This is a genomic window from Hungatella effluvii (assembly GCF_003201875.1).
GTDB classification, from domain to species: Bacteria; Bacillota; Clostridia; order Lachnospirales; family Lachnospiraceae; genus Hungatella; species Hungatella effluvii.
The window spans coordinates 419,324-432,751 of the sequence record NZ_QJKD01000001.1; the positions used below are offsets into that span (position 1 = coordinate 419,324).

The 13,428-nt window shown below is 47.5% G+C and carries 12 protein-coding genes; 2 read left to right on the plus strand and 10 right to left on the minus strand.

All coding sequences use genetic code 11. From position 1 onward, the window contains the following. Nucleotides 1-32: 32 nt before the first annotated feature. From DFR60_RS01690 to DFR60_RS01705, 4 genes are all read right to left on the minus strand, one after another. Nucleotides 33-1,895 carry an aryl-sulfate sulfotransferase gene (locus DFR60_RS01690; RefSeq protein ID WP_110321332.1) on the minus strand — a complete coding sequence of 621 codons (1,863 nt, stop codon included), beginning with the start codon at nucleotides 1,893-1,895 and terminating at the stop codon, nucleotides 33-35. A gap of 51 nt (nucleotides 1,896-1,946) precedes the next feature. Then, nucleotides 1,947-2,258: a thioredoxin family protein gene (locus tag DFR60_RS01695; RefSeq protein WP_002600909.1), complete on the minus strand. Its 312-nt coding sequence runs from the start codon at nucleotides 2,256-2,258 to the stop codon at nucleotides 1,947-1,949. Nucleotides 2,259-2,426: 168 nt separating this feature from the next. Then, on the minus strand, nucleotides 2,427-3,356 hold the full coding sequence (locus DFR60_RS01700; RefSeq protein ID WP_278321365.1) for an NAD(P)/FAD-dependent oxidoreductase: 930 nt from the start codon (nucleotides 3,354-3,356) through the stop codon (nucleotides 2,427-2,429). Between the two features lie 19 nt (nucleotides 3,357-3,375). Beyond that, nucleotides 3,376-4,851: an SLC13 family permease gene (locus DFR60_RS01705; protein WP_243004953.1), complete on the minus strand. Its 1,476-nt coding sequence runs from the start codon at nucleotides 4,849-4,851 to the stop codon at nucleotides 3,376-3,378. 235 nt (nucleotides 4,852-5,086) lie between these two features. On the opposite strand from DFR60_RS01705, the gene DFR60_RS01710 reads away from it, so the two are divergent. Further along, a complete protein-coding gene (locus DFR60_RS01710) occupies nucleotides 5,087-5,755 on the plus strand; it encodes a Crp/Fnr family transcriptional regulator (protein WP_110321334.1) in 669 nt (222 codons plus the stop codon). A 22-nt stretch (nucleotides 5,756-5,777) separates the two neighbouring features. Here the strand turns inward: DFR60_RS01710 and DFR60_RS01715 are convergent, their stop codons facing one another. The 6 genes from DFR60_RS01715 to DFR60_RS01740 are packed head-to-tail and all read right to left on the minus strand — an operon-like array spanning nucleotide 5,778 to nucleotide 12,563. Next, the gene (locus tag DFR60_RS01715; RefSeq protein WP_110321335.1) at nucleotides 5,778-7,145 is read right to left on the minus strand and encodes a subtype B tannase; all 1,368 of its coding nucleotides are present in this window, start codon (nucleotides 7,143-7,145) and stop codon (nucleotides 5,778-5,780) included. 13 nt (nucleotides 7,146-7,158) lie between these two features. Then, entirely contained in the window at nucleotides 7,159-8,775 is a 1,617-nt protein-coding gene (locus DFR60_RS01720; RefSeq protein WP_110321336.1) for an ABC transporter substrate-binding protein, read from the minus strand. Between the two features lie 12 nt (nucleotides 8,776-8,787). Beyond that, entirely contained in the window at nucleotides 8,788-9,738 is a 951-nt protein-coding gene (locus tag DFR60_RS01725) for an ABC transporter ATP-binding protein (protein ID WP_110321337.1), read from the minus strand. 1 nt (nucleotide 9,739) lies between these two features. Next, nucleotides 9,740-10,729 (minus strand): ABC transporter ATP-binding protein, encoded by a 990-nt coding sequence (locus tag DFR60_RS01730; protein WP_110321338.1) that lies wholly within the window; start codon nucleotides 10,727-10,729, stop codon nucleotides 9,740-9,742. Nucleotides 10,730-10,744: 15 nt separating this feature from the next. Then, on the minus strand, nucleotides 10,745-11,605 hold the full coding sequence (locus DFR60_RS01735; RefSeq protein WP_110321339.1) for an ABC transporter permease: 861 nt from the start codon (nucleotides 11,603-11,605) through the stop codon (nucleotides 10,745-10,747). A 10-nt stretch (nucleotides 11,606-11,615) separates the two neighbouring features. Beyond that, nucleotides 11,616-12,563 (minus strand): ABC transporter permease, encoded by a 948-nt coding sequence (locus DFR60_RS01740; RefSeq protein ID WP_110321340.1) that lies wholly within the window; start codon nucleotides 12,561-12,563, stop codon nucleotides 11,616-11,618. Nucleotides 12,564-12,855: 292 nt separating this feature from the next. Between DFR60_RS01740 and DFR60_RS01745 the strand changes: the two genes are divergently transcribed. Further along, the gene (locus DFR60_RS01745; protein ID WP_110321341.1) at nucleotides 12,856-13,419 is read left to right on the plus strand and encodes a hypothetical protein; all 564 of its coding nucleotides are present in this window, start codon (nucleotides 12,856-12,858) and stop codon (nucleotides 13,417-13,419) included. Nucleotides 13,420-13,428: the final 9 nt, after the last annotated feature.

Here is a 13,428-nt window from a genome sequence, read left to right on the forward strand (position 1 = left end):
TTCCTGCATCCTGTAACAGTGTCAAATCCTGATTAACAGCTTATCGTAACGCCTGTCTCATACTTCTTGTCATCGATGATAACGCGAAGATCATAGGTACCTTTTAATCCGGTCTTATTGATATTGGTTCTCGTATTTCTGTCGTCGGAATCGAGGAATGTACCGCAGCACATCGCCAGGAACGGAACCGCCGTAGTGGAGATGAAGTAGCGGTGAACCTCTTCGCCCTGCTCTAACAGAAGCATAACCAGCTGGCCTTTCTCGAAACGGGAGAAGAAGGTGAAACGGTCGATCTCGTCTTCGATTCTCGCGTTGCAGCTCTCCGGAAGCATCTCGCCTGACGGATCTAACGGGATCTCGGTATCGAATTCCTTCGTAACGCCCATCTCGCCTAAAATCTGGCCCTTGCCAAGCTCTAAGTTGATGCCGTCGCTGTATAATTTCAGCTTCTCGCCGCGGTAATAGTTACCCGGTACGTGTAAATCAAGCATCTTCTTATTGTCACAGATCTCAACCGTGATACTCTCCAGACGGCCGCCCTGATCCTTTGCAAATGCCCCCAGTGCCTCGGAAGGATTGCCTTCTGTGTCGTATGCGATACCGCCGGAATGAACCATGTAGTGTCCTTCGTTGTAGTACTCTACGTTACAGATGTATGGGGAGAAGAATTCTGCTCCTCTGTCCTTGCCGTACTGCCATACCTGCTCGATGGTCATGTCATCGGTGTTAATTTTGTAACGAACGCCTCTGGAGTAGTTATCCTTAGCTGCCAGATATTTCTCCGGGTTCTTGGAACCGTAGTGATGGTTGTCGAAGCACATAACATCGCCGTCAGGTGTGATGACGCAGGCGTGCTGCTCGTACTGCCAGCCGAAGTTATTGCCAACTGGTTTGAAGAAGTACTTCTGCATCTCTTCCGGCCATCCTTCCGGATCGCCGATGATCCAGTTCAGTTCTCCGGTCTCATAATCGATGTTTACCATGGAATCGATGTGACGTCCGGAGAAGGTTAAGGAATTGGTATTCTTGTCGTACCATACAGCGTTGTTGTGGAACCAGTCATGGTCAGACCAGCTGCCGGACTTGCTTACCTTCTTCGGATCGAGGAACTTCTTGTAGTCCCAGGTCTTTAAGATCTCGCCTGTGTTGCGGTCGATCAGAACGCACATATCTTCTACTGTCTCGCTGGTTAAATCGTCTGTCAGGCTTAAGAGATTGCCGTCCTCCATCTCGAATTCATCGTGATGGTAGCCGCCCGGGAGACGGAATTCCTTGTAGATCTTTCCGCATGGGCTGATCTCGTATAAACCGGACATATAGTAAGGCATCTGGATTACCCGGTGGGAACCCATGATTAAGTTGCCGTTTTTCAGTCTCTTCACATCGAATACACATGGAATCGTCATATGCCATCTTGCATCGCCTGCGTAGTCGAATCCAACTGCCAGATCCTCGCCTGCCGGAGATACTAAGATGATGTTGTCCTGTAAATACTCAGGAGTCGTATCCATGGAATAGATTACTTCCTTGCCGTCAAACACATCCGGTACATCGATGGTGATGATGTTAGACTCGCCGCGGTAAGCTCTGATCTCAACTCTGTTCTGATAATCGGAATACAGACCTACGATCGGAAGCACGTGCTTCTTTGCCTTCGGGAATGTGTGGCTGATATTGCCCTGTGGTGTCTTGCCAAGCACGGTAACGGTGATGGCTGTTTCCTTATCTGTATGGAAACATACAACTGCGGATAACGGATTGACAAGATAAGCATTATATTTTACGAGCGGATTGGCAATTGTGTAATTGCCTGCTTCGAATTCCTTTAACATCTCCTGCTCTGCTTCGTACTGTCTGTTTACAATATGATCTTCAAATGAATATTTTACTGACATGATGATACCTCCCCGTATCTGTTCTTTATAGTTAGGTTCTAATTTAAGATCTTACTTATGTTCTTCCACCAGCTTGATAATAACCGGTTTCTGCTGTAATCCCTGAAGACGTCCTACTTCCTCGCCTTCCTTTAAAAGAACCAGGGTTGGGTATCCTGTCACGCCATATTCTGCTGTCAAATCTTTGTTCTGGTCGAAATCAACCTTTAAAATGGTTAAGTCGTCGCCGAATTCCTTCTCTACATCTTTCAATACAAATCCCAACATCTTACAGGGTCCACAGGTGGTTGAAAAAAAGTCCGCCAGTACCAGGCCTTTTCCGGCCAGTTCCTTAAATTCTTCGCTGTTTACTTCCTTTAACATAATCTTTCTTCCTTTCCTTTTGTATGAACTCCACACTGTTTTCCCATTCTAAACATACTAACTCTATTCTATTGCAAAATAACAATAAAGTAAAATTCTAAATTTTTATCTTACAATAAAATTCCGTTATCGTTCGTCACAGGAAAACAGGCGGGCATGAATCGTTGTTTAATCTTCTAAATTCTGAACGTAGTGGGAAGCTTCCTGAGCTGCGATCGCGCCATCCGCACAGGCGGTGATAACCTGGCGCAGGTTCTTGGTCACACAGTCTCCGGCTCCGTAGATACCGGCTGTCTTTGTGTGCATCTTCTCGTCTACTTCTACATAGCCGAACTGGTTTAACACGCCTAAATCCTTTAAGAATTCTGTGGTCGGTGTGAGTCCGATATATTCGAACACGCCGTCACAGGAAACCGAGTTTTCCTCTCCGGTCTTCGTAGACTTGAAATGAACGCCGGTCAGCTTCGTGTCTCCGGTAAATTCCAGGATATCCTGGTATGGATAAACGGTTACGTGGTCCATGGCGCGAAGCTTGTCGCAGGCCATCGGATCAGCCGTCAAATCAAACATGGTTACAATCGTCAGTGATTTTACGATACCGGCAAGGAATATGGATTCCTCCACCGCGGAATTGCCTCCGCCGATTACCACGACGTCACGGTCGCGGTACTGGGCTCCGTCACAGATGGCGCACCAGCTGATTCCGTTGCCGCGGAACTTATCTTCTCCCGGTATATCGAGGCATCTCGGTCTCGTTCCGGTAGCGAGGATAATGGCCTTCGCCGTAAATTCCTTGTCATCCTCCTCACAGAGGACTCTCTTTACTTTTCCTTCGTCTGTAATACTCTTTACCGTGCCGTAGTCGAACGCGATATTGTCAAACTGCTGTGTATGCTCAAACATCTGATACGCAAGCTCTGCTCCGTTGATCGTTCCGACCCCCGGATAGTTCTGAATTTCATTCGTATTGATAATCTGTCCGCCCGGGGCCAGCTTGTCGAGAAGCAGAACATTCATATCCGCTCTCGCCGCGTAGATTGCCGCCGTCATACCGGCAGGACCCGCGCCAACAATAATTACATCATACTGTGCCATGATACATAACTCCTTTCTAAACTTACATTAACAGATTTGCTAACGGGACACCGATCACAAGAACGATAATCAGCTCCAGTATTACAAATGGAATCGTATACTGGTAAACGTACTTGGTCGGAACCCATTCCTTGTTGCTGTGCAGGATCGCCGCAAACGGGGAAGCTGCCGGTGTAATAGCCGCCGATAACAGTACAAAGATAATTAACAGCGTAACGATCGGTGCCGGGTTGGCTCCGGTCTGTGTACAATATGTAACGATAACCGGCTGCAGAATCATGCCGATTACCAGGCTGTTGCAGAGGTTGGTTAAGAGAACCGCCATCGCCATTAAAAGAACGGTGAAGACCATCGGTGACATTCCCTGGAAAATCGGGGAAAGTACGACGCTTAAGAAAGCGGAAACACCGGTATTGTCACTGGTCAGCACGCTTCCCAGCAGGATCGCAGCAACGATGATAAAGTATGCGCCCCAGTTAAAGTTGGTGGCCATGACCTGCGGAATCTCTAAAACGCTCTTTCCATTGAGACGGATCGCTCCTAGAACAGCTACCATCAGAAGAGCCAGACCGAGGCTGTTGGAGGAAAGAAACGCCATTCCCGGTAAAGTTGGGAAAAGGCTGGGAAGAAGCATACCCAGAATCAGAATCACAAAACTTATGCCGATGACCTTCTGTCTCGGTTCCATAGGCGGAAGCGGGTTCTTATTCAGCATATCGACATCGTAATTCTTTAACTTTGTCACATCCGGGCGAATGACAAACTTTGCAAACAGGATATTGGCCACGATCATAATGAGACCAAGTATAATGGCCACAGCCATGTAAGCCGCATTATTGACAACAATCGGACCTCCCGGAAGGTTTGCCGTAATGTTGCTGAAATTTGTGAGCAGCGCCAGACCATTCTGAGCGAACGGTGCCATCGGGAAACCGATCAGAGCTGCGACAACCACCAGGGTCAGCATGACACGTGGCAGCGCATCGCCCTTCTTATAGCCAACTTCCTCAAATACATCATAAAGAACCGGCCAGAATAAGAAGATCGCAGTAAACGGGCTGATAAAACCACCGAGGAAGTAGCAGCCTATACAGATTACGAACATCAGCAGCCAAGGCTTGCCATTCGTGAATTTTCTCGTTAAAAAGAAACGGCCTATGTATAGTGTGATCTTATAATATACAAGACCGCCTGCCATGATCAGCAGGAAAAATACCTGAGCCACAACCGGTGCTCCGAATGCTTCCTTAAGCAGGCCCGCCATCGGCATATAATTGGATAAGCCTACCATAGCAATGGACATCAGGCTCCCCCAAAGCGGATCTACGAATGTCCAAAGATAAAGTGTTCCGATAAAGATTCCCAATACTTCCATACCAACCGAAGTAACTTCCGGGAGATTCAGCGGGAGGAAGCGGAAAAATACCATAATTCCTACACCGATCAGAGAATGAATTAAAAACATTTTTTCTCTCTTACGCTCATTTTGATTCGCCATGTCTTGAAACCCCTTTTCTACCATATTGTGAAAAATATAACAATAAGGGCACAACAAAACCCGAAAGCATCTTTTACTAACTTTTCCGGCTCATTTACTCCCCTGCATTGTTGATCTAATTTTATCATATATCTGCTCATAGAAAAATAACACAGGTTATAAATCTGGTTATTTTGACAAAATTATGATATACTAAATCCGATCTTTTATTACTATCGCAAGGAACGGAGAAAACATGAAGGAGTCGCTCTTAAAAATCATCACAGACAGCGGAACGCGTGTCACAATGCCGAAGGACATTGTTCTTAATAAAAAGTATGACAAGTATATATCAAACTATGTGTATCTGTTGGAGGAAGGCATCTGTGCACTCAACAGTATCACGAAGCAGGGAGAGGAAAAAGTATACTTATACTTCCGCCCATACCGCCTCATCGGCTTTAATCAGTTTGTTGTAAGCGCCGAACGGCTCAATGCCAGTGCACCGGAATTCTCGGTGGTCACAAAGACAACATGCACGCTGTGTCAGATTCCCTACTGCACCTTTCAGGAGCTGGTCTTGAAGAATACGGAATTCAACACATTTCTCATGGAGACACTGGCAGACAATTATAATGACGCTCTGATCCATTTCCACTTGATGCAGGAGGAATCGGTTGTAGTCCGGCTGTGCCATCTGCTTTTTGAAGTGTCACAGCTCCGGGGCGGGACGAGGATTGTTCCCCGCTTTTTTACATACGCCGAGATGGCGAAATATCTAGGCTGCCATTCCGTAACCGTATCCCGGATCATGGCAAAGTTAAAACAGAAGGGATATGTGTCGAAGACACCGTCAGGAATTGCGATTGAGCAGGAGGAGGCACTGCAGGAACTGCTTAACACGGAATCCCGCTTTCAATATTGAAAGCGGGATTTTTTAGAATGTTTTATTCGATTTGACAAATACGCTTAATCCAGTCAAATAATTCTTCCGGATCATAGTCACCTGCGTGGGGAACTCCCCATGGCAGCTGATAGTCCACTGCAACGCCCCTGCCTCGCAGCGCCGCCGTCAGCATGGCTGAAATCGCCAGAGAGGTGTCCCTGTCAGCGGCTCCGTGGCGGATTCGGAAATATTTTGCTTTCTTTGCCGCACGATCCTGAATGTAATTCATGGGGTTCATCCGCTTAATCTGTCCTTCTTCCGCTATTTCACCAGAAGCTTTTGTATACTTCAGCGAAAATGGAGTAAAATGACGGCGTGCGGTAACAGGAGAACCAAAGAGTTCGTTTTCCGGCGCAGAAAGGAACACATCGTCAAATGCAGGGGCCGTCTTCATTCTTGTCCGGTACCTGATGAAGGCCGCCCAATCCATTCCCGTTGGCTGACCGTCTTCTATCACCAGCCAATTTAATGCTGTCAGGTCGGTGCCGCGCCCCATCTCTCTTCCTGCCGACTGCAGAATATATTCCACAATGTAATCTTTAAAGCTTCCGTTTCCGTCTTCCCTGAGAAAAAGCCATTCTCCGGAATCTCCCGTCAGCTTCAGACTGTTTAAATAGGGAGGAAAAAGTGTTTTCTCCATGACGGAAAGCATGTTCTGCGCCTCCGTCATAACGCCCTCCCGATCTCCCCAGTGATAATCACTGAGTCCGCCAAACTCCCATTCATACGCCATATCCGCATGCTCCAGATTTGTAATCGGACAGTAGCAGGAGGCAGCATACACATCATCCGTTTCCTTTGCGGCTCCGATTTCCTCTAAATACGGCTCATAATCCGGATGGTTTCCAGTTGCTCCTAAAAGGGCGGATAAGGCGCCCCCAGCGCTTGTCCCGCTGGATATGATTCTCTCCGTGTCGCCGGGAATTCTGTCCCGATTATATTTAAGGTAGCGCACTGCAGCCTTCTGATCTACGATACAAGCGGGCGCAGTTCCTGTAAATACGCCATTTTCATCTCTCAGGCCCCGGCCTCTGGCACCAGGGGAGACTACGACATAACCGTTTAATATGGCATAAAATGAGGCGTTGGGCTTTCCACTGCGGTCTAGACCTGGTTCTTCCGGGAGCCCTGGCATATAGCCTCCCACTGTATTTGGTAAAAAGACAGGCGGCTTTTTTACCGGCGCCTTCCCCTTTGCGTCTCTATAATACTGTTCAGGCACAAATATACTCAGCCTTTGATGCTCTGTATCCACCGGATTTCCGACATAGACAATGTTTTCAAAGGCACGGTACTCGATCCGTTTTCCTTCCAGGCAGACTTCCCGTACAGTGTAATTATTTTCGTTAAATTCAAGAGATATGTTCATTGAGTTCCCCCGATCAGTTATAGAGCCAGGAAGAAGCTTCCTCCGTATACGTCACATCTCCCGGGAACACGATGTAATCGTCCTTTGTTCTGACATTCTCGATTCCCTTGCGATAGACATAATAGTTTGTCTTATTCATGAGGGGGTAGATCGGTATATTCTCCATAAAAATCGATACGAGCTTCGATACCTTTTCGTCATCCCCATCTTTTAGTGCCTCTGCCAATATATTCTGGAATTCATCATCATCCCAGAAACCACGGATATTCTTATTGCGGTTTACCTGATTGCCAAAAAAGAACAGTATCGATCCCTTGGTAGTATATTCGTTGATCTGCATATCCCATGTATCTTTCTGAGTCAGCAGCGTATTATAGGAGCCTGCATCAAAAATACTGATTTCCACTTCTATGCCAATCTGCTGTAAATACGCCTGGATTATTTCAGCTGCTGCTTTATGAGTGCTGACATCATCTGTAGCAAGCCTTAATTTTAACTGTCCAGGCTCAAATCCCGCTTCTGCCAGATATGATTTTGCCTTCTCCAGATCAAAGGCATAGGGATCGCTGGTTTCCAGATCATCGTTCCATTCCGGATTGTTGGGGGTTACCACGGAACAGGCCGGATGGGCAAATCCTTTATAAACAGCAGCCACAATTGCGGTATTATCAATCGCACAGGAAATAGCCTGCCTCAGTTCCTTATTACTGCAGACACTTCCATCCGAGCTGTTAAAATAAAGGCTGGGCGTACTGCTGGTTTTTACTTCAAGAACATCGTAATCACTGCTGTTCATCAGGCCTTCCAGCTCTGTTAACGGCGGATCGTAGACGAAATCCACATCACCGCTCTCTAAGGAAATAGTTCTCTGGGCTTCTTCCGGGATGAACTTATAAATGATGCGGTCTACATTTCTCTGCTGAATTTCGGTCTGCCCTGCGTTCCAGTAGTCCTCATTTTTCTCCAGCACCACTTCCACTCCCGGTGTATATCCAGTCACTTTGTATGGTCCCGTTCCTATCGGAGTGGTAATCATCTGGTCTTTGCTCTCCTCGAAATCTGCCTTTGATACAATATCAATCCTCGTAATATCATTCCAGAACAGCACGTTCTGCTGTAAAATTGGGATTATCATGGTGTAATCATCCGTAATCTCAATATGATCGTAATCAATGTTGGTGGTGTGACGTGCAAATTCCGCCGAGTTCTTTGCGTATTCCAGGCTGAACTTCACATCCTCTGTCGTCAGATTTTTACCGGTATGTGTGGCGATGTTATCATAGAGAGTGATCTTTAAATGAAGTTCATCCACCCACTCATAATCCTTTACCAGAAGCGGCGATACCTCTCCATTGTAGTCCCACTCAAACAGCCGCTCATAATAATTCATGCGCTGCTCCATAAACGCCTGCTGATTAATAGTAGAAGGCTGTAAACTGGAGGGATCGTTGGTGATCTCCATGACGATGGTAGACTCTCCCTTCTCCTTTCCTCCACTCTCAGCCACAGCTGCCTCTGTGCTCTTCGCATCTGTGATTCCTGATGTCTCACCGCTGCCTCCACAGCCATTCAAAACGCCTGCTGTCATTGCCGCCGCCAGCAACAGAGATACCATTTTTCTTCTTTTCATGAACGTTTCCTCCTAATTTATCTCTTTTACCCTGATACAGGATACAAAATGATTTTCGCTTAATTCTGAAAGCTCCTGAGGCTTTTTACATGCCTCAGCCGCATAGGGGCAACGCGCCATAAAGCGGCAGCCCGGTTTTGGCTCTATCGGGGAAGTAACCTCTCCCGTGAGTTTTACAAATTCTCTCTTTGCATGGATATCCGGGACTGGTATGGCGGACAGCAGCGCTTTTGTATAAGGATGAACCGGATTCCGGAACAGCTCCTTTGTCGAAGCCCGCTCTACCATCTGTCCAAGATACATGACACATATTTCATCCGATATGTAACGCACCACGGATAAGTCATGTGTAATAAACACGTAGGTCAGTTTTCTCTCTTCCTGCAGATCCTGCATTAAATTGAGAATCTGTGCCTGAATTGACACATCCAGCGCCGAAACAGGCTCGTCGCATACCACAAAATCAGGGTTTAAGGCCAGAGCTCTGGCAATACCGATTCTCTGCCTCCTGCCTCCATCCAGTTCATGGGGATAGGAATTTCCCAGGCGCCGGTCAATTCCCACAGTCTCCATAATCTTTGCCGTCTCCGTCTCTATCTCTGCAGCGGAGTAGTGCTCCGCCAACTGAAGCGGCTCCCGGATCGTCTCAATAGCAGTCATACGGGGATTTAAAGAAGCGAACGGATCCTGGAAAATAATCTGCATATTCTCCCTCAGCTCCCTGAGCTTCTTGGCATTAACCCTGGTCACATCCTCCCCCTTAAAGATGATTCTTCCATCCGTGCTCTCCAGCAGGTGGATCATCGTTCTGCCCAGTGTAGATTTTCCGCAGCCAGACTCCCCTACGATCCCTACAGTCTTTCCTTTTTCTATGGAAAAAGAAACGTCATCCACCGCGTGAAGCATCCCCCGCGGAGTCTTAAAATACTTTTTCAAATGGTGTACTTCAATAATGTTTTCCATGTCATGTAGCCTCCTTTCTTCCGCGTCCGCACCGGGTATAATGGCCGGGTTCCACTTCTTCAAGCGGGGGAATCGCTTGTTCACACGCTTCAGACGCATATGGACATCTGGTATGAAACTTACAGCCTGTTGGAGGCGCCGTCGGGTCGGGCACCAGTCCATGGATCGGAGTCAGTCTCGTCTGGTCATCTGCCAGGCTAGGCAGGGCCGCAAACAGACCTGTCGTATAAGGATGCAGGGGGCGGTCAAAGATATCCTCTGCCGTTCCCATCTCCACAATCTCACCAGCATAGACGATGGCCACATTATCACACATCTGAGCGACGATTCCCAGATCATGCGTAATCAGGATCATTGCCGTATTCAGCTGTTCTTTTAACTTTGTCATCATCTCCAGCACCTGTGCCTGTATGGTGACATCGAGAGCGGTCGTGGGCTCATCGGCAATCAGCAGTTCAGGATTGCAGGCCAGTGCCATGGCAATTACAACTCTCTGCTTCATTCCACCTGAGAACTGGTGGGGATACTCCCCGTACCGCTCTCCCGGTATTCCTACCATTTCCAGCATCTCAACCGCTCTTTTTACGGAATCTCTGCCCTTTAAGTTTTCGTGTATCTTCACTACCTCGGCAATCTGGTCTCCCACTGTAAATACGGGATTTAACGCCGTCATCGGATCCTGAAAAATCATGGATATCTTCTTTCCCCTGATCTTCCTCACTTCTTTTTCTTTCATAGCCAGTAAGTCTTTCTGGCCGTATATGATCTTTCCATTCTTAATCTTCGCCGGCGGATCTGGAAGAATACTCATGACCGCCTTTGCTATAGTCGTCTTTCCAGCGCCGGTCTCTCCCACCAGTCCCAGGGTTTCTCCTTTATTCACGGTGAAAGACACGCCGTTCACGGCATATACCGTTTCCTCACTCAATGTATACCGGACCTCTAAGTCCTCCACGCTTAATAAAGCGCTGTTTTGATGATTTGCCTCCATGGCTGCCCTCCTTCATCAGTTTTTCAGTCTGGGATCCAGCGCATCCCTCAAACCATCCCCAAGCAGGTTCAGTGACAGCACCACAATCATAATGGTAATGCCCGGATAGATGATCACGTGGGGATTACTGCGGATATAGCTTCTGCCTGCGGAGAGCATGGCCCCCCACTCTGCCTGAGGCGGCTGTACTCCGAGCCCAATAAAGCTTAAACTGGCTGATGTCAGAATAGCTGTGGCTACGCTCATGGTTGCCTGTACGATAATAGGTGAAATAGCGTTTGGAAGTACGTGTTTGAAGATAATTCTCCGTTCTCTTGCGTTGATAGAGCGAGCCGCTTCCACATATTCCATCCCCTGTACATTTAAGCAGGATGCCCGCGTCATACGGGTAAACCCCGGAATCTGGGAAATCGTCAGCGCCAGGATACAATTCATATATCCGGGGCCCAGCGTGGCCGATATCGCAATAGCCAGCAGGATAGCCGGCACTGCCTGAAGCACATCCAGGAGACGCATGATCACCATGTCCACCTTCCCTCCATAATAGCCGGACACAGCACCCAGAACCACTCCCAGTGCAGCTGCCAGCGCCACAGAGATGAGTCCCAGCGTCAGGGAGTTTCTTCCGCCGTAGATCAGCCTGCTCAGCATATCACGTCCCAGATTGTCTGTCCCCAGCCAGTGTTCTCTGCTTGGACCCGCAAGCGTATTGAATAAATCCTGTTCCTCATATCCATACGGAGCGGCGACCGGCGCAAAAACCGCGAGAAGAGCGGTTATGATAAGAACGATCAGCCCGGCAACTGCCAGTTTGTTTTTCGCCAGACGCTTCCATGTCATAAAGAACATACTCTCTTTTTTCTTCATCTTATCCATCGTCTACTCCTTATTTTACAGTCTTTGCGGTCTTATATCGCGCCTTGATTCTCGGTTCTATGTAGGCATACAGAATATCCACTGCCAGCATGACAAGGCTGAATGTCAGTGCAATATAGAGGACACTGCCCTGAATGACTGGATAATCCCTCTGATTGATTGCTGTAACCATATACATCCCGAGCCCGGGTATGGAAAATACCGTCTCTGTCACCACAACACCGCCCATCAGCCAGCTGAGCGTTCCTCCCGCCGCTGTAACGACAGGAATCAAGGCATTTCTCAACGCATGGACATATGTAACCTTGAATTTTGACACTCCTTTTGCCTTGGCTGTAACAATATAGTCCTGCCTGATCACCTCCAGCATACTGGAACGGGTCTGTCTTGCAAGACCTCCAGCCGCTCCAATTGCCAGGGAAATACAGGGAAGCAGGGACTCCTTAAACGTCCCCCAGCCACTGGACGGAAGCCAGCCCAGCTTCAATGCGAAGACGATCGACAGAACAAGTCCGATCCAGAAGCCAGGCATAGAGGCGCCCACCAGAGCTGCCACCATGGAGGCATTATCAACCCATGTATTTTGATGGGTTGCAGCCAAAACACCCATAACCGTGCCAAACAGTACCGCTATGATGGTACTTTCAACCGCTATGGCAAAGGATACCTTAAATCGGGCCACAATTTCCGTTGAGACTTCTTTTTTGTTTACATATGAGACGCCGAGGCTCCTGTCCACCAGAAGCTGCTTCAGATAATTGCCATATCGGATCAGATACGGATCATCCAGTCCCCATTCATCTCTTAACTCCTGCACCTCCTCTTCTGTGGCTTCTGCTCCCAGAAGATTCCTGGCTGGATCTCCGTTGGCAAAATAAAGCAGTGTAAAAATCAACAGCGTCACTCCAAACATAACGGGAATCATCATCAATATCCGCTTTCCTATGTACTTAATCATAACTCCTTCTCCACCTCTCCTTTTTTATTTTCCTATTGCTAAAATACTTTGCGGTTCCTCCCTCCATTTCTTGTCTATTTCAGATAATTCATGATGCCTAAAAGCAGTTTGCTTGTTTGTTTTTACTGATTATACGCTATGAGTCTTATAAGTGTCCAATATTCATTTTCAATTTGTATATAACATTTATTTTATATTAAAAAGCTTAAAACTTAAGCATCAAACCACTTGACGCCCAGCATCTTCCTGATTAAGATAAATATAATCTCATTTATTTAACAGGAGGAAGGTTATGTCTTTGCAACGTAAGAAAATTCTGCAGGATTACGTACCCAAACAAATACCCACAGAGAACAGGAAAGGCTGTCAAACAGAATATATCTATCAGGGAGACTGGTATGTCTGGGACTGCACTCCCGATACACTGCGTTCCTTCCGGCTCCGTGCTCTGGCCGCCACGCTTCTTACGGTGTGCTTTTTCCTGTTCGGTGCCCTGCAGCGGACAGTCTGCAACACTGTTTCTTTTGTCGCTATCCCTTCGATTTTTTCCATTCTGGCCCTCATGTTTGGAACCTATGGACTGTTTTCCCGTTTTCTGCGTGTCTCAAGGCTGCAGGAATATGATTTCCGATCCATGCATTTTAAGGTACAGGCCGGATTTGGAGCCTATACCGTCTTCATTCTGCTTGCAGCTGCAGCCTGCTTCTTTACCATTGCCTCCGGGAACTTTTTTTTCATCGGCAGGGAACTGTTCACTGCATGCTGCTATCTAATTTGTGGGGTATTATCCCTCGCCATCTGCCTCTGTTTTAAAAAGCTTCCCTACCACAGGGAATATGGCGGACACTACAGATGAGACGCAAGG

Coding starts and splice junctions, on each gene's coding strand:
- DFR60_RS01695 (WP_002600909.1), bottom strand. CDS start 2,258: ATGTTAAAGGAAGTAAACAGCGAAGAATTTAAGGAACTGGCCGGAAAA.
- DFR60_RS01725 (WP_110321337.1), bottom strand. CDS start 9,738: ATGGAAAACATTATTGAAGTACACCATTTGAAAAAGTATTTTAAGACT.
- DFR60_RS01740 (WP_110321340.1), bottom strand. CDS start 12,563: ATGATTAAGTACATAGGAAAGCGGATATTGATGATGATTCCCGTTATG.
- DFR60_RS01705 (WP_243004953.1), bottom strand. CDS start 4,851: ATGGCGAATCAAAATGAGCGTAAGAGAGAAAAAATGTTTTTAATTCAT.
- DFR60_RS01690 (WP_110321332.1), bottom strand. CDS start 1,895: ATGTCAGTAAAATATTCATTTGAAGATCATATTGTAAACAGACAGTAC.
- DFR60_RS01730 (WP_110321338.1), bottom strand. CDS start 10,729: ATGGAGGCAAATCATCAAAACAGCGCTTTATTAAGCGTGGAGGACTTA.
- DFR60_RS01720 (WP_110321336.1), bottom strand. CDS start 8,775: ATGAAAAGAAGAAAAATGGTATCTCTGTTGCTGGCGGCGGCAATGACA.
- DFR60_RS01745 (WP_110321341.1), top strand. CDS start 12,856: ATGTCTTTGCAACGTAAGAAAATTCTGCAGGATTACGTACCCAAACAA.
- DFR60_RS01715 (WP_110321335.1), bottom strand. CDS start 7,145: ATGAACATATCTCTTGAATTTAACGAAAATAATTACACTGTACGGGAA.
- DFR60_RS01735 (WP_110321339.1), bottom strand. CDS start 11,605: ATGGATAAGATGAAGAAAAAAGAGAGTATGTTCTTTATGACATGGAAG.
- DFR60_RS01710 (WP_110321334.1), top strand. CDS start 5,087: ATGAAGGAGTCGCTCTTAAAAATCATCACAGACAGCGGAACGCGTGTC.